Annotated in this window: 11 protein-coding genes; 5 read left to right on the top strand and 6 right to left on the bottom strand. The window is 41.6% G+C overall.

Annotated features, from left to right (window positions below; all coding sequences use genetic code 11):
• Nucleotides 1–21 precede the first annotated feature (21 nt).
• From atpD to leuS, 6 genes are all read right to left on the bottom strand, one after another.
• Nucleotides 22–1608: a F0F1 ATP synthase subunit beta gene (gene atpD / locus NPX98_RS01815; RefSeq protein WP_269022274.1), complete on the bottom strand. Its 1587-nt coding sequence runs from the start codon at nucleotides 1606–1608 to the stop codon at nucleotides 22–24.
• A gap of 19 nt (nucleotides 1609–1627) precedes the next feature.
• Nucleotides 1628–2539 carry a F0F1 ATP synthase subunit gamma gene (locus NPX98_RS01810; RefSeq protein WP_269022273.1) on the bottom strand — a complete coding sequence of 304 codons (912 nt, stop codon included), beginning with the start codon at nucleotides 2537–2539 and terminating at the stop codon, nucleotides 1628–1630.
• Nucleotides 2540–2559: 20 nt separating this feature from the next.
• On the bottom strand, nucleotides 2560–4095 hold the full coding sequence (atpA, locus tag NPX98_RS01805; protein ID WP_269022272.1) for a F0F1 ATP synthase subunit alpha: 1536 nt from the start codon (nucleotides 4093–4095) through the stop codon (nucleotides 2560–2562).
• Nucleotides 4095–4679 carry a F0F1 ATP synthase subunit delta gene (locus NPX98_RS01800; protein WP_269022271.1) on the bottom strand — a complete coding sequence of 195 codons (585 nt, stop codon included), beginning with the start codon at nucleotides 4677–4679 and terminating at the stop codon, nucleotides 4095–4097. The genes atpA and NPX98_RS01800 overlap by 1 nt, the downstream gene beginning before the upstream one ends.
• Nucleotides 4680–5301: 622 nt before the next feature.
• Nucleotides 5302–7503: a primosomal protein N' gene (locus tag NPX98_RS01795; RefSeq protein ID WP_329957893.1), complete on the bottom strand. Its 2202-nt coding sequence runs from the start codon at nucleotides 7501–7503 to the stop codon at nucleotides 5302–5304.
• A gap of 2367 nt (nucleotides 7504–9870) precedes the next feature.
• Nucleotides 9871–12516, bottom strand: a complete 2646-nt coding sequence (leuS, locus tag NPX98_RS01790; protein WP_269022268.1) for a leucine--tRNA ligase — start codon at nucleotides 12514–12516, stop codon at nucleotides 9871–9873.
• A gap of 151 nt (nucleotides 12517–12667) precedes the next feature.
• Here leuS and NPX98_RS01785 point away from each other — a divergent pair, with 151 nt between their 5' ends.
• From NPX98_RS01785 to NPX98_RS01765, 5 genes are all read left to right on the top strand, one after another.
• A complete protein-coding gene (locus tag NPX98_RS01785) occupies nucleotides 12668–13348 on the top strand; it encodes a YggS family pyridoxal phosphate-dependent enzyme (RefSeq protein ID WP_269022267.1) in 681 nt (226 codons plus the stop codon).
• A 256-nt stretch (nucleotides 13349–13604) separates the two neighbouring features.
• Nucleotides 13605–15563, top strand: coding sequence for an acetate--CoA ligase (gene acs / locus NPX98_RS01780; protein ID WP_269022266.1), 1959 nt, complete (start codon nucleotides 13605–13607; stop codon nucleotides 15561–15563).
• Nucleotides 15564–15704: 141 nt separating this feature from the next.
• Entirely contained in the window at nucleotides 15705–16364 is a 660-nt protein-coding gene (ftsE, locus tag NPX98_RS01775; RefSeq protein ID WP_269022265.1) for a cell division ATP-binding protein FtsE, read from the top strand.
• Nucleotides 16357–17331: a cell division protein FtsX gene (locus NPX98_RS01770; protein WP_269022264.1), complete on the top strand. Its 975-nt coding sequence runs from the start codon at nucleotides 16357–16359 to the stop codon at nucleotides 17329–17331. The genes ftsE and NPX98_RS01770 overlap by 8 nt, the downstream gene beginning before the upstream one ends.
• 4 nt (nucleotides 17332–17335) lie before the next feature.
• Nucleotides 17336–18046: a YdcF family protein gene (locus tag NPX98_RS01765; protein WP_442864442.1), complete on the top strand. Its 711-nt coding sequence runs from the start codon at nucleotides 17336–17338 to the stop codon at nucleotides 18044–18046.
• Nucleotides 18047–18168 lie beyond the last annotated feature (122 nt).

Here is an 18168-nt window from a genome sequence, read left to right as displayed (position 1 = left end):
GCATTCGTTACACAGCTTCCCTTAAGAAGAAGCTTCTGCAATTAAACGCTTTCCTTTTTCAATTGCTTCATCGATTGAACCAACCATATAAAAAGCTGCTTCTGGTAAATCATCATAATCACCAGCACAAAGCCCTTTAAATCCCTTGATAGTATCTTCTAAAGACACCAGCTTTCCAGGTGAACCGGTAAAAGCTTCAGCAACATGGAAAGGCTGCGAAAGGAAACGCTCAATTCTACGCGCCCGCCCTACCAGCAACTTATCTTCTTCAGAAAGTTCATCCATTCCAAGAATAGCAATAATATCCTGCAATGCTTTATAACGTTGCAAAATCGTTTGAACCTGACAAGCCACGGCATAATGTTCTTCACCAACCACCAATGGATCCAACATGCGCGAGAAAGAATCAAGCGGATCAACCGCTGGATAAATCCCCTTTTCAGCAATCGAACGAGACAGAACCGTTGTTGCATCCAAGTGCGCGAAGGATGTAGCAGGTGCTGGATCCGTCAAGTCATCGGCGGGAACATAAATGGCCTGAACAGACGTAATAGAACCTGTTTTTGTACTGGTAATACGCTCTTGCAAAGCACCCATATCCGTAGCCAAAGTTGGCTGATATCCCACAGCAGAAGGAATACGCCCTAAAAGAGCTGAAACTTCCGCACCTGCTTGTGTAAAACGGAAAATATTATCGACGAAGAAAAGAACATCCTGACCTTCATCGCGGAAACTTTCTGCAATTGTCAAACCCGAAAGAGCAACACGTGCACGTGCTCCCGGTGGTTCATTCATTTGCCCATAAACAAGTGCACATTTTGATCCTTCAGTTGAACCATTATTGTCTCTTGGATTTACATTGACACGACTCTCGATCATTTCATAATAAAGATCGTTGCCCTCACGTGTTCGCTCTCCCACACCAGCAAACACAGAATATCCTCCATGCGCCTTTGCAATATTATTGATAAGCTCCATAATCAAAACGGTCTTACCAACACCGGCACCACCAAATAAGCCAACCTTACCACCTTTGGAATAAGGCGCTAACAGATCAACAACTTTAATACCGGTGACAAGAATTTCTGATTCCGTTGATTGCTCAACATATGCAGGTGCTTCTTGGTGAATTGAACGTGTTTTTGTCGTAGGAATTGGCCCAACATTATCAACTGGCTCCCCAATCACATTCATAATACGACCCAGTGTTGCTTCTCCAACAGGAATGCTGATCTGCGCTCCTGTATCAACAACCTCTTGGCCACGTGTCAGACCATCTGTTGTGTCCATAGCAATGGTACGAACTGTATTTTCACCTAAATGCTGTGCCACTTCTAAAACCAGCCTATTGCCTAAATTCTCCGTTTCTAACGCGTTGAGAATATTCGGCAATTCGCCCTCAAACTGCACATCAACGACAGCTCCGATAACCTGCGTAATTTTACCAACTGCGCCCTTTTCATAAACATCTTTAGAAGATGTGCTTACAGAATCAGAAGAATTATCCACCTGTGACTTTGAGGCGGCTTTCTTTACGCCTGAACGAGCAGCTGGTTTTTTTTCCTCAGCTTTTAATGCCCCTTTTTTTGACGCCACTGCTTTTACCATCAATCCTTACCTTCTCAATTTAAAGCGCTTCAGCGCCCGCAATAATTTCGACCAATTCCGTAGTGATCTGCGCTTGACGCTGACGATTATAAGTCACGGTCAATTTATTAATCATTTCACCTGCATTGCGCGATGCATTATCCATAGCACTCATCTTCGCACCCATTTCACCAGCAACATTTTCCAGCAAAGCACGAAAGATTTGCACAGAAAGATTGCGCGGCACAAGTTCATCCAAAAGGGAAGCGGCATCCGGCTCATAATCATAAACTGTTGATTGCAGAATTGCGCTCTTTTCCACTTTTCCCGCAACTTCTGCTTCATAAAGAGAATCTTTTTGAGAGGCAACGGGAATTAAACCTAAAGCTATCGGACGCTGATTAATCACTGAAACAAATTCAGAATAAAAAAGCGTACAAACATCAAATGCACCCTCATTGAATAAATCCGTAATACGCTGGCTGATTGCCGCAGCTTCTGCGAAACCAACACGCTTCACAGAACGCAAATCAACATGATCAATCATAAGCGCTTTAAAATCTCGATGCAAAATATCTGCACCTTTTTTGCCAACAGTCAAGATTTTCACTATTTTACCAGCAGAAAGAAGTGCATCAATATGCTCACGAGCAAGACGCGCGATTTGTGTATTAAAAGCCCCACACAAACCACGTTCAGCTGTACAAACTACCAAAAGATGAATATCATCCCGACCTGTGCCACGCATTAAAGGTGGTGCATCGACCATATCAATATCAGCGGTCACATTCGCTAAAACAGCAGCCATACGTTGAGCATAAGGACGCGCAGATTTAGCCGCCTCTTGTGCACGGTGCAACTTCGCCGCTGCAACCATTTGCATGGCTTTTGTAATCTTCTGTGTTGCCTTAACCGAGGCGATACGGTCTCTAAGATCATTCAGCGACGCCATCTAAGCATTCCACCAATCAATTACGAAAATTTCTTTGCGTAAGTATCAAGGATAGCGACCAGCTTACCCTTAATATCATCTGTTATTTGCTTTTGATCAGCAATAGCATCCAAAAGGTCTTGATGATCACTGCGCAAAATTGTCAAAAGCCCCCGCTCAAACCGACCAACATCAGAAACCTCTAATGCATCAAGATAACCATTCACACCAGCAAAAATAACAACGACTTGTTCTTGTGTCTTAAGTGGCGAAAACTGCGGCTGCTTCAAAAGCTCTGTCAAGCGCGCACCACGATTTAAAAGACGCTGTGTTGATGCATCTAAATCTGAACCAAACTGTGCAAAAGCTGCCATTTCACGATACTGAGCCAATTCACCCTTGATTGAACCTGCAACCTGTTTCATCGCTTTAATTTGTGCAGCAGAACCAACACGCGATACTGAAAGACCAACATTCACTGCCGGACGGATTCCCTGATAAAATAAATTGGTTTCTAGAAAGATCTGACCATCGGTAATCGAAATCACATTGGTTGGAATATAGGCAGAAACATCATTCGCTTGAGTTTCAATAACTGGCAAAGCTGTCAAAGATCCAGAACCATTTTCTGCATTCAATTTTGCAGCCCGTTCTAAAAGACGAGAATGAAGATAGAAAACATCTCCAGGATAAGCCTCACGACCAGGAGGACGACGAAGCAAAAGAGACATCTGACGATAAGCCACAGCTTGTTTTGAAAGATCATCATAACCAATCAAAGCATGCTGACCATTGTCACGGAAATATTCCCCCATAGCACAACCAGCAAGAGGAGCAATAAACTGCATTGGAGCGGGATCAGAAGCTGTTGCTGCCACAACAATCGAATATTCAAGCGCCCCACGTTCTTCCAAGACTTTCACAAATTGCGCAACCGTTGAACGTTTTTGACCAATGGCCACATAAATACAATAAACTTTGTCCTGATCACCCCCTGCATCCTTTTCATGAAAAGGCTTTTGATTCAAAAATGTATCAAGCAAAATTGCTGTTTTACCTGTTTGACGGTCACCAATCACCAACTCACGCTGACCACGCCCAATAGGGATTAATGCATCGATAGCCTTTAACCCTGTTGACATTGGCTCATGAACGGACTGACGTGGAATGATACCGGGCGCTTTCACATCTACACGACGACGGTTCGCCGTTTTAATGGGCCCTTTCCCGTCAATGGGGTTACCGAGTGCATCGACAACACGCCCTAGCAATTCTGGCCCTACGGGAACATCCACAATGGCTCCCAGTCGTTTAACAGCATCACCTTCACGGATATCACGGTCTGATCCAAAAATCACAACACCAACATTATCGATTTCCAAATTCAGCGCCATACCGCGCACACCATTTGGAAAAGCAACCATTTCACCCGCTTGGATATTATCCAAACCATAAACGCGGGCGATACCATCACCCACAGACAAAACCCAACCAATTTCTGAAACTTCAGACTTTTGATCAAAGTTTCTGATTTGTTCTTTTAGGATTTTTGAAATTTCGGATGGTCTAATATCCATCAGCTGACCTCTTTTTTCAATGCAAGCTTAAGCGAAAACAATTTTGCCACAATGGATGTATCAATTTGATACGATCCAAAGCGAACGATAAGTCCCCCGAGAATCGCTGGATCAACAGAGATGCGTAGCAAAACCTTCCCCCCAGTAATATCTTCTAAAGCTGCGCACAACGCTTCCTTTTGCTTTGCATCCAACGGACACGCAGAAACAACCTGTGCTGAAACTTCTCCTCGAGATAGAGCAACACGGCGCTGAAAAGCACGTAAAATACCAGATAAAGCAAAAAGTCGACGGTTTACTGCAACAACACGCAAAAAATTGCGAACAATCTGACCAGCACCTACATCAGCAAATCCAATGCTTTCAAAAACAGAACATAACGCTTTAACTTGCTCTTTTACTGAAAAAAATGGGCTTTGCACAAAGTACTTCAAATCTTTATCTTTATCCAAGATAACCAAAAAAGACGCCAATGCTTTTTCAACATCTTCAACACAACCTTCTTCTTGAACCAAATCAAAAAGTGCTTGCGCATAACGTTGATCTACCAATGGCAGAGGTATAAGAGAACATGAATCTGACACGAATATTGCCTCTTTCCCTTAAGAAAATCTCTGATGACTATCAGATAATAACATAGATAAGATGCTCCAAACTTTAAGAATCTTCTCCTTGAAATTCAGAACAATAAAACTTTCTGGCTTCTAACATAGTCATTACCGACTCGCAACACTCCAAAGCAATGCTTTTTAATTTTTTTTTAAGAAAATAACCAAAATACCCGTAAAAATAATCTTTTGAAAAATAAGAATGAGAAACACATTTTTCTGAGTTGCATATCATTTAAGATACGACCCTATTGTTTCATATCTTCCTTCATGCAAAAGTTCAAACACTGAACAATCAACATCCGACGTAATCTTAGATCAAACATGTCCATCACCACATCCGCTGAACGATCGCATATGTGCGCTTATTCCATCAATCTATGATTGCCTATGTCAATATACTTTCATTGCAAATATGAAAATACTTGAAATCTGTGCTGCACACAATCCGGCCATAGTACCACAAAAACTGAGCGCCTTACTCGAAGCTAAAACGACCAATCAAGCCCAAAACAAATCATCTTGTTTACAACGCCTTCTTCAAAAGGGTTCTTTATAATGAACATAATGAACGCATCTCTCATTTTTTATAGAAATTTTATAGAAAACTTTGCGGATCGATATCAATTTGAACCCGTACCGAACTATGCATCTTTGGCGCATTCGCAAGCATAGCACGAATAAACCCCTGCATATCAAAAGAACGCGACCCGTGCAGCAAAAGCCGAAAACGATAACGCCCACGCACAAGTGCCAACTGTGCTTCCGCTGGCCCCATCAGCGTTATATCTTGTACTGATGGTGCCGCTTGGCGTAACGCACGCGCGTAATTTTCGGCATCTTGGCGATTTTTTGAAGACACAATCAAAGAGGCAAAACGCCCATAGGGTGGTAAATGATAATGCTGACGCATCGCCAGTTCACGCGTATAAAAATCCTCACGCTGTCGCGAAAGCAATGCCTGTATGACGGGATGATCGGGTTGATAAGTTTGCAGCAATCCTAAACTATCCAGCCCTTCACGCCCTGCCCTCCCCGTGACCTGAGATAAAAGCTGAAAGGTACGCTCCCCTGCACGTAAATCGCCATTGGCAAGACCAAGGTCAGCATCAATCACGCCGACCACAGAAAGACCCGGAAAATGGTGCCCTTTGGCCACTAACTGCGTTCCAATAATAATATCAATATCCCTATTAGCAATTGCCTTTAATTCTCGCCGCAATTGACCAATTCCGCCTTTTAAATCCGTAGACAAAATCAACAATCGTGCTTGTGGAAACAGTCTTTTTGTTTCCTCGGCAATTCTTTCCACACCCGGACCACAAGCCACTAAATGATCGAAAGTTCCACATTGAGGGCAGACATCTGGCAAAGGTTCATGATACCCACAATGATGACATTTGAGCTTGCCTTGCAAACGATGCTCAACCAACCAACTCGAACAATCCTCACAATGGAAACGATGTCCACAAACCCGACAGAGAGTTAAAGGGGCATAACCGCGTCGATTCAAAAACAGGAGAGCTTGTTCTCCCTTATCCAATGTTTGTTTGAGAGCATGCTCGAGAGCAAACGAAATAAAACGCCCCTTTTCAACGCCTCCTTGACGCATATCAATAATCTGCAACTGTGGCAGAGCCGCCGCCTTAAAACGTGATGGTAAAGACACCCGTTGATAACGTCCCTTGAAAACATTAGCCTGACTTTCAATCGAAGGGGTAGCTGAAGACAAAATAACAGGGAAATGCTCAAAAGAACCTCTTGCAACAGCCATATCACGCGCGTGATAAAAAATGCGTTCTTCCTGTTTATAAGCACCATCATGTTCTTCATCAACGACAATCAACCCAAGATCTTGAAAAGGAAGAAAAAGCGCCGAACGCGCCCCAGCAACAACACGGATCTTCCCTTCTGCAACTTGCCGCCACACACGTTCCCGACGACGCGGCGCCAAATCAGAATGCCATTCAGCTGCTGAAGCGCCGAAACGCGCATGAAAACGATCTAAGAATTGCTGTGTCAAAGCGATTTCCGGTAACAAAATCAAAATCTGCTTACCACATATTAGTGCTTGAGCAACTGCCTCAAAATACACTTCCGTTTTGCCTGACCCTGTAACCCCATCAAGCAAAAAAACTTGAAATTGAGAAGATAAAACACCTTCCCGCAGAAGAGATGCTGCCGATTTCTGCGCCTCTTCCAAAATGGGTGAACAAAAATTAGGATCAGGCACCGCCATAAGTGCCCCCTGAGCCGGCACCATAACCTCTTCAAAAATCCCGAGTGCTTTTAAACCATCAATAACAGAAGCAGAAGTCCCAGCAGCATGGGCAAGACCGGAACGAGTCCAAACCGCGCCATCGCATACCAATTCTAAAACCCGCGATCGCGCTGGTGTTAAACGGTCAACACTTCCTCCACAATAACGCAAACCTAAAATCTGTGCTTCTGGCTCTAACGCTGCCGGAACACACAAAACCAACCGCGCAACAAGACCAAAAGGCGCCATGGTGTAGTGACTAACAAACCGCAAAAATGCGATCATTTCAGCTTTCAATGATGGACCATTGAAAACATGTGTAATCAAGCGTAATTTTTCACGTGCCACAGGTACTGCCACCTGCCCACCTTCATTTGTCCGATCTCCCATTGCAACCACAAAACCGCAAATCTCACGCCCCGCCACAGGAACACGAACGAAAGACCCAACCTTGACATCCATATGAGCTGGAACCTCATAACTGTAAGCATGAGGAATAGGAAGCGGCACCAAAACTGAAACAATCTGCATTTCTATCACGTTTGATTTAACCTCTTATACCACCATTTTCTTTATATCTTCGCCCTATTATCTCTACGCCCCCCATATTATCTCCCATGTCTTGTTTTCTTTGAACTTTTCTTCTTTGAACAAGCCTTTTGTTTTGACCTTGTTCCTCCCCTTTTGCCAAAGAAAAATTATTTTATACTTATCGATATCGTAATACGCTTTTCTCTTATTTTTCCCGTCTTCCCAACAGTTTTTTACTTACAGCACAGATATTAGCCAACCCTTTGCCTTTGAAATCAAGAATATTGCATAACACAGGGTGGATGAAACCTCAGTGACTTTTAAGAAAAAGTTTTTACAAAACCCGAAAAGGTTTGGAATGATTTTTTGTGGATAGTGCTCATATTTGAGACATCCAGAAGTTACAAAATTTAAACTTGGTAAAGCGCATCATCACCAATCTTTCTCTTTATTCTCAAAGCAATACGCAATATTTTGTGCTCATAAAAGAAATTCATGCACTTATCAAAAATCCTATCTCTGCTGCAATTGTTGCAACCAAATTGAAAATATCATGAAGAAAGCTGCTATTTAAGCAAACATTGCCGATAATTATCGATGAACAACCGTTTAAAATACTTTCTATGGAAAGCGGGAATAAAACCACTGATGTGGAAAGCGACAAGAAAATCATATTTGCATCAAACACCCCTTAACACGCGACGGTTTGAAAGAGTGTAAAGCAATCAACGCACAAAAAATTGAAAACAAATCTCCCCCCTGTTTTCTGCAAATCAAGCTTTGCGCTCTGTAAGAACCGGAGAAACATTTGTTTTTCTTTATTGGAAGAATCGATGATTGCGCATTCTCTTGAACACATATTTGCACACTGATTATTTTTTCATTGTCGTGAATGTTTCTCTTGAATCCATTACAATGAATAATATAATGTGGCTAATATACTATTTCCATTCTCAAATAATAACACAATTTGATATATTACCGTAATTAAGCGGAAAATAGAAATAGTTAATAACTTACCTCGTTCGAAATGTTGTTAAATATTACATCAATCGAAATCGACAGATTGCGTATAAAAAAGAAGAAACAATGATTAGAGCCATTATCATCACAATCGCCCTGTTTTTCTTAGTTGGCGAGGCTTTTGCTAAATGTAATCATTATGGAAACTGTTATTCTAATGGTACGGGTTATAACTCGCGTACCGGTTCAACTTGGAGTTATGGAAGTCATTCTCGAGGTTTATATGGTCGTGATAGCCGTGGTAACTCATGGAGTTACAATCGAAAAACAGGCGAATATCGTAAATACAGAAACGGTAATACGAAAAGCTCTAAATACAAAAAAAGAAAAAAGACTTATAGTAGAAATTACTAGCAATTTGAAACTATAGATACAATGATTCATGTTGCACCGCCTTTATAGGCGATATGATTATGTGTTGAGAATTAACTTTGAGCACGTATTATTTCTTTTCATCTTTTGAAAAAAAGAACGCATTTGCGTTCTATGCGTTACATGGAATACAAAATATTTATAGTAGACAATCATAAATAAGGTGCAGAATCGTCCTAAAATAAGCAAATAAGATCAAAATAAGTCAATCAGATCAATTGATTCGTATTTCCTATAACTTGTATATAAATTATTGATTTTATGTGTTGATTTCGCTCTCGGGCTCCACCTGCAATCTTAAAAGCTCTGATCATCTCCTCTAACCAATCAAGGTTTACACATGTTCTGAGAGGATTAGGACAAAGTAGGTCAAAAGATTGCTCAACCAATAAACTTATAGTTGCAACTAATAGCTTATAGTTTTGAAATATCTTTTAAAAGCAGCATAAAAATCTGTTCAGCCAATTCTTCTAGCCGCTCGCTTTTGTGCATCTTTTTTAACCTGCACCGTTGCATATTCCTGACGGAGCCGCTCAAAAGACGTACTCACAGCTCCTTTTCCTTTCGCAATAAGAACATGATCATATTTTTAGAGTTAGGCTACCTAACTCACCACCAACCCCATAGAAGGGCGCCTTTCTCTATCCATATCCTGCTTCATCTCTATCTGTACAGCCGCATGCGTAAAAACAGATGCCTACAAGGATAATTGATAAACCGGAACAGAAGATGTACTTCCATTTCTGTATAGAAGAAATAACAAATAATTGTGTACCCTTTAGCCGAAACGACTTAAGGTTTCTTCAATAATTACAATCGTTGCAAACTTAGAAAAAAGACCTGTATACGCTCCCTTTGAATAGTTTCTTTAAGACATAGAAGCCACCTCTGTTGAAAGCGACGGCTCCTGTCAATACAGTGGCTCAATTGTGTAACCATAAAAGGTGCGATAATACACGCAAAAACTGTACTCAAAAACTCTTAGACAACGATATTCACGATCCTTTGCGGAACAATAATAACTTTTTTAATCGGCTTTCCTTCCAGTTGTGCTTGCACAAAACCAAGAGCTAAAACTGCTTCTTCAATTGCTGCTTTATCTGCCATCGCAGCAACCGTCACATCACCCCGCTTTTTGCCATTAATCTGTACCGGTAAAGTGATGCATTCTGCAATGGTTAATGCAGGATCATAAACAGGCCAAGCACATTCGGAAATCAGCGTTTTTCCCCCTAAAGCGGCATGACATTCTTCCGCCAAATGAGGCATCATCGGTGCAATCATTGCGAAGAAAAAGTCCAATGCTTGACGCAAAGCAGACTTCATATCCTCATCAGCACGTGCCACCGTATTCACCAATGGCGCCATCGTATTTAATAATTCATAAAGGCGAGCAACTGCCCGGTTAAACGCCAGCTTTTCTAAATCATCTTCCACAGCGCAAAGTGTGCGATGCACTGTTTTTGAAAGTTGTAAAGCAGCACCCTGCTGCCCCGCGCACGGCACAACTTCCTTTAAAACTGGAACGCTCAAAGCCACAAGGCGCCAAACGCGCTGTACAAAGCGATGTGCTCCTTCAATACCCGATTCCGTCCAAATGACATCACGCTCAGGCGGAGAATCCGATAAGACAAACCAACGCACGGTATCTGCTCCATAAGAAGCAATAATATCATCAGGATCAATCACATTCTTTTTTGATTTCGACATTTTTTCAATCGAACCGATCGTCACCTCGCTCTGATCAGTCAATTTATATGCCTGACGTTTTCCATCTTTTTCAACAATTGAAACTTCTGCCGGTGATACCCACCCTTGATCATCCCGATAGGTTTCATGTACCACCATACCTTGCGTAAAAAGCCCTTTAAAAGGTTCATCTACAGTGACATAACCAGCTAACTTCATAGCACGCATAAAAAAACGTGCGTATAAAAGATGGAGAATCGCATGCTCAATCCCACCGATATATTGTTGGGCAGGTAACCATTGGGCTATTGCTTGCTGATCTACCGGCTCTTGCGCCCAAGGCGCGGTAAAACGTGCATAATACCAAGAAGAATCAACAAAAGTATCCATTGTATCGGTTTCACGTTGAGCCAGCTGACCACAAGAAGGGCAAGCAACCGTTTTCCATGTTTCATGACGTGCAAGAGGATTTCCAGGCCGATCAAACGTCACATCCTCAGGCAATACGACCGGCAAATCAACACGTGGAACAGGCACCACACCGCAAGTGGCACAATGGATCATAGGAATTGGGCAGCCCCAATAACGTTGACGTGAAATTCCCCAATCACGCAACCGAAATTGCACTGTTTTTTGCCCCTGAGGTTGACCATTCAAATCTTGTTCTTCAAGACGTTTGGTAACTGCTTCAAAAGCTTCCTGCGGTGTCAAACCATTCAAAAAGTCTGAATTAATCATCACCCCATCACCGGTATAAGCCGTTTCAGAAATCACAAAATCCCGCGCTTCAACATCCTGTGGCAAAACCACGGGCCGTACAGGAAGATTATATTTACGCGCAAAATCCAAATCCCGTTGATCATGGGCAGGACAACCAAAAATAGCCCCTGTTCCATAGTCCATTAACACAAAATTGGCAATATAAACGGGAATACGCAATGCCGAGTCAAATGGATGAACCGCCATCAATGTCGTACAAAATCCTTGTTTTTCAGCTGTTTCCAATGCCATAGTTGTGGTTCCACCGCACCGACAACTTGCGATAAAAGCATCAAGCGCTTTATTCTTTTGTGCCAATGCTTGAGCGATAGGATGATCCACAGAAAGCGCTAAAAAAGACGCTCCAAATAAAGTATCAGGGCGGGTTGAATAGCAGACAACTTCATTAAAAGACTCATCGGAGTTATTAACAGCACTTGTCGCATTATCATCAGTGCTTGCATTGTTCAAAACCCAACGGATGAGCAAACCTTGTGACTTACCAATCCAATTTTTCTGCATGATGCGGACTTTTTCCGGCCATTGATTAAGCTCTTCAAGCCCTACCAATAAATCTTCACTAAAATCACTGATTTTGAAAAACCACTGCGTCAACTCGCGCTGTTCAACCAACGCACCAGATCGCCACCCACGACCATCAACAACCTGCTCATTAGCTAAAACGGTTTGGTCAACAGGATCCCAATTCACCTTGGCCACTTTCCGTGCAATAAGCCCCTTCTGATACAAATCAAGAAACAACATTTGTTGGCGGTGATAATAATTCACATCGCAGGTTGCAAATTCACGCGACCAATCCAAAGAAAGCCCTAACTGTTTTAATTGCGTGCGCATAACTGCAATATTTTGATAGGTCCAAATCTTTGGATGCACTTTATTTTGCATAGCAGCATTTTCAGCCGGCATTCCAAACGCATCCCACCCCATTGGGTGTAAAACATTAAACCCTTTCGCACGCTTATAACGTGCCACAACATCCCCCATGGCATAATTACGCACATGTCCCATGTGAATACGACCCGAAGGATAAGGAAACATCTCTAAAACATAATATTTTTCACGTTTTCCATCATCGGTGGTCTGAAAGAGTTTCTTTTCATCCCAAATCGCTTGCCATTTTTGTTCCTGTGCACGTGGATTATAGCGTTCGACTGTCATTCCCTATATACTCTTTAATAAAATTAAACCTAAAAGCATTCTCGATGATTCACCATGGATTGAAGCCTTCGTCAACCTTTTCGACAAATGTTTTAAAATCTTTTATAAACAATAATCCAATGATGAAACAAAAAACAGAAAGCACACATGCATGAGCAAAAACAATAGCACCTTTATTGAAGCATGGGAAAACCTGAAGCAAGACATTGCTGATACATGTAAAGAGTATCACCGTTCCTTAGAAAGTGTTCAATTGGTTGCGGTTTCAAAAACTGTTGCTATCGACAATATTGTTCCTCTTTTACAAGCCGGACACTCTATCTTTGCTGAAAACCGTGTGCAAGAGGCCGCCGAAAAATGGCCTCTCTTACGCAAACAGTTTAAGAACATTGAACTTCATCTCATCGGTCCCTTGCAATCCAATAAAACAGCAGAAGCAGTCAAAATCTTTGATGTCATTCAAACCATCGACCGAGAAAAAATAGCTCAACACTTAGCTGAAGAAATGCAAAAACAACAAAAATATCTTCCCTGCTACGTTCAGGTCAATATTGGATTAGAGCCACAAAAAAGTGGCATTGCACCGCAAGAAGTCACAACTTTTGTAACCCAGTGTCAAAATCACTATGGGCTTGATATTATCGGCCTCATGGCGATTCCCCCAGTACAAGAAAATCCCGGCCCCTATTTTGCACTTTTAGCAAAATTGGCCAAAGAAGCGAATCTTGCAAAACTGTCTATGGGAATGTCCAATGACTTTAAAACCGCTCTTCAATTCGGTGCAAACACCCTGCGCATTGGCTCAGCTTTGTTTGGAAAACGTCCTATCTAATCATTTTCGTACTGCTCAGGAGCTTTTTGCCATACAAATCAGAGATTGCTTTTTTCTGCAAAACACCCATGCAATAACTGCTTGAACGACAATCGCATCAGGCTTTCAAAAAATAACTATTCAAATCTATATGACTTAGTCTAATCTATAAAGTAAGCTTTTATTCTAAAGGGAACATTTAAAGGAGAGTATACCAGCCCAAATAATATAACCTGATAGCCGCTTTTTTCGACACAATAAAATGGGAGAAGGAATTATGTCTGAAAAAATCTATCCTATACTCGATCATATAAGAAAAAATGCTTTGATCGATCATGATACCTATCAACAATGGTACCAAGACAGTATCCATGATCCAGAAGCCTTCTGGGCACAACATGGCCAACGCATTGAATGGTTTAAACATTACACCACAGTAAAGAACACTTCATTTAACGGCGATGTATCCATTCGATGGTACGAAGACGGAGTAACAAACGTTGCTTATAATTGCATTGATCGCCATTTAACAAACCAGGGTGACCACATCGCATTGATTTGGGAAGGCGATAATCCTTACTATGATAAAACAATAACCTATAACATGCTTTATGAACATGTCTGTCGTTTTGCTAATATCTTAAAAAACAATGGCGTTAAAAAAGGTGACAGGGTTACAATCTATTTGCCAATGATCCCTGAAGCGGCTTACGCAATGCTTGCATGTGCACGCATTGGCGCTATTCACTCCGTCATTTTTGCTGGCTTTTCCCCTGAAGCAATCGCAGGACGTATCATTGATTGCGAATCAACATTCATCATTACAGCCGATCAAGGCTTACGTGGAGGAAAAGCAATTAACTTAAAAAACAATGTGGATCAAGCGATCGATATTGCGGCACGCCAACATGTCCATGTAAAGCACGTCATGATCATACGGCGCACAAATGGTCCAATCAACTGGCTTACAGGACGTGATTTCTGGTATCATGAAGAAGTCCGCCATGCAGAAGCTCACTGCCCACCAGAACACATGAATGCTGAAGATCCGCTTTTTATCCTTTATACCTCAGGATCGACAGGAAAACCAAAAGGCGTTTTGCATACCACCGCTGGCTATCTCATTTATGCAGCGATGACACATCAATATGTTTTTGATTATCATCCTCATGAAATTTACTGGTGTACCGCTGATATTGGCTGGATCACCGGCCACTCTTATCTGATCTATGGGCCTTTATGCAACGGCGCTACCACTTTAATGTTTGAAGGTTCACCAACTTTCCCCGATCAAGGCAGGTTCTGGGAAATTGTCGATAAGCATAAAGTCAACATACTCTATACGGCACCAACCGCTATCCGCACTTTAATGGGTGCAGGAGATTCATTCGTCAAACGCTCTGAAAGAACATCTTTACGTCTCTTAGGCACCGTAGGTGAACCTATTAATCCAGAAGCATGGAAATGGTTTTATCATACGGTTGGAGACAACCGATGCCCTATTCTCGACACCTGGTGGCAAACAGAAACAGGGGGCCATATGATTACCCCTTTACCTGGCGCGACAAAACTCAAAGCTGGCTCAGCTACACGCCCTTTCTTTGGCATTCAGCCTCAAATCGTTGATGCTCAAGGAAATGTGCTGGAAGGCGAAGCAGAAGGCAATCTCTGTATTATCGATTCATGGCCAGGTCAAATGCGCACTCTCTACAATAACCATGAGCACTTTATTCAAACGTATTTTTCTCCCTATAAAGGAAAATATTTTACAGGTGATGGTTGTAAACGCGATAGCGACGGTTATTATTGGATTACAGGACGGGTCGATGACATCCTCAATGTCTCTGGTCACAGACTGGGAACCGCGGAAATTGAATCAGCACTCGTTTCACACGCCGCTGTCTCAGAAGCAGCCGTTGTAGGATATCCCCATCCGATTAAAGGGCAAGGAATCTACAGCTTTGTAACCTTAATGAAAGGAATAACACCCTGTGAAGAGTTGCACCAAAACCTTATTCAACACGTTAGAAAAGAAATTGGACCTATTGCCACGTTAGATAAGATTCAATTTTCCCCTAACCTCCCCAAAACGCGATCGGGAAAAATTATGAGACGCATTTTGCGAAAAATCGCTGAAAATAGTTTTGATAATCTAGGAGATATTTCAACACTTGCCGAACCACAAGTCGTTGACGACCTCATTGCCAACCGCCAAAATACAGAAGTTGAACACTGAAGCAAGCAATGAAATAAAAAAGGAAATATAAATACAGACATAATCGTATTATTGGCCTGTAAAAGCACAAAAATAAATAAAAGAGTAAAAAGAGGGGTATTTCGTAATGTTTCAAGATAAAAACAGAAGTGGGAACAAAGAGTGATTCGCTTTGAAAATGTCGGTCTACGTTATGGAATGGGACCAGAAATTCTACGTGATATTAGCTTTCATATTCCTCGTGGATCATTCCAATTTCTAACAGGTGCTTCTGGTGCAGGGAAGACATCGTTGATGCGTCTCATGTTTCTTGCAATACAACCAACACGTGGCCATATCGATTTGTTTGGAACCGATACAGCATTGCTGAAACGACAAGAGCTTCCTGCTTTACGACAGCGTATAGGGGTAGTTTTGCAAGATTTTCGTTTACTTGACCATATGACCACCTATGAAAACGTATCACTACCTTTACGCATTAAGGGACAAGAAGAAGCTGTTTATCGCAGTGAAGTAGAAGATCTTTTGCAGTGGGTTGGGCTTGGAAATCATATTCATGTTTTGCCACCTGTTCTTTCAGGCGGAGAGAAACAAAGAGTGGCGATTGCACGTGCACTCATTGATCAACCTGAAATCCTTCTGGCTGATGAGCCCACAGGGAATGTCGATCCACCTTTAGCAAAACGTCTATTACGCTTGTTTATTGAATTAAATCGTTTTGGAACAGCTGTTATCATTGCCACTCATGATTTAGCACTCATGGAGCAAGTTGCAGCACGGCGTATGACTCTTCAAAATGGGCGGATGACGATTTATGAATAAATTCTTTTCCATTGTTCGTATTAGAAAACCAATATTTATACGCGATAAAGCAGCCAGAACAGCTATTATTCCAAGCAACAATATTTCTGGACAAGCACTCGTTGCAGTCATTGCTATCATGACATTTCTCTCAAGCCTAGCACTCATCGGTGTTGATTTAGTGCAACATACTGCGAATAATTGGAGCACTCAAATTAACCGCGAAGCAACAATTCAAATACGCCCCGTTGAAAATGTCGACATCGAAAAAACTCTACGCGATGCGGTTCAATTAGTCAAAACATTTCCCAGCGTACAAGATGCCAAAATTGTTGACCAAAAAGCCACCGAAAAATTGCTGGAACCATGGCTTGGAACAGGTTTAACCTTTAGTGCATTACCAATTCCCCGACTCATCATTGTCACTTTGAAAAGGAACAAAATAACCGACCTGCGTGCAATCAGTCAGGCAATCGAAAAACAAATCCCAGGAGGGAAGTTTGACGATCATCGCTTTTGGGTCAACCGTTTTGTAACAATGGCACACACAACAGTTATCATTGGTTTTTCAATTTTGGCACTCGTTCTAGGCTCGCTTATGCTCACGATTATCTTTGCAACACGCAATGCTTTGGCAGAAAACGCGCATATTATCAATGTACTCTACTTCCTCGGCACTGAAATCAATTTCATTGCTCGACAATTTGACTGGCATTTTTTTAAAACTGCTCTGCGTGGCGCTTTGTATGGTGGTGTTACAAGTGCTTTCTTTTTCAGTGCTTTTGCTTTCTGGACAAATCATAATTTAGGTAAAGCCGAAACTAGCCAAATTACCGCATTATTTGGACATTTTTTGATAAGTTTTAACACTTATGGAAAAATGGTTTGTCTTATTCTCTTTGTTTCTTTCATCACCGCGCTTACCAGTCGGATCACTATTCTCGCACAGCTTAAAAAAATCGACCAACGTGAAAACGGCTTATTTTAATCTTATGATTCACAATTTACCTGATTTCTCACCCAAAAAACACCGCCCGTGCAGCAAAGGCCGATCACATACGCACAATAGTATGAGGCATACCCTTCCAAAGCGGACAACACGCATTCCGGAGCGACACAAATGCCTTTTTCATTATTTACCATTGATATGCTTTCTTTTTCCTGTGATTCTAGTCCTGTCTTTTTGCACACATTTTATTATTTTCTCTGAAAAAATTTGGCAGCTTCAACCACCAAATCCTTTACCACAAGCTGATGCAATTATCGTTTTTACAGGAGGAGAAAATAGAATAGAAACAGGGCTAAACCTTCTACAACAAGGACTTGGTTCGCGGCTTTTGATTAGTGGAGTCAACACAAACACTAATCCAAAGAGATTCATGCGCATCACACATATTAATCCGCAGCTCTTTACCTGTTGCGTTGACATTGGATATCAAGCCATAAACACTGAAGGAAACGCTAAAGAAAGTGCAAATTGGATCAAAAAAAATAACTATAAGACAATTTACATCGTTACGCATGATTATCATATGCAGCGATCTTTGATTGAACTCAAACATTTAATGCCGAATATCAATTTTATTGCCTATCCTGTTAAAAAGAATACCTCAGAAAGTATGATACAACAAATCAATCAAATACGCATTCTTGTATCCGAATATATTAAAACGATCTGGCTCCGTATGAGAATCGCATACTAATTTTTGTATACTAACCTTCCACTCATTTTCTGCCTTTATAGTTGCGCTAGAAAATGTTTCCTTGTGATGACTTCCTCAAGAAAAGAAATAATAGTAGCTTGCAAATGGAGAAAAATCGACAT

This window comes from Bartonella sp. A05 (assembly GCF_026930145.1).
Classification (GTDB): Bacteria; Pseudomonadota; Alphaproteobacteria; order Rhizobiales; family Rhizobiaceae; genus Bartonella.
This window is presented reverse-complemented; position numbering and strand designations above follow the sequence as displayed.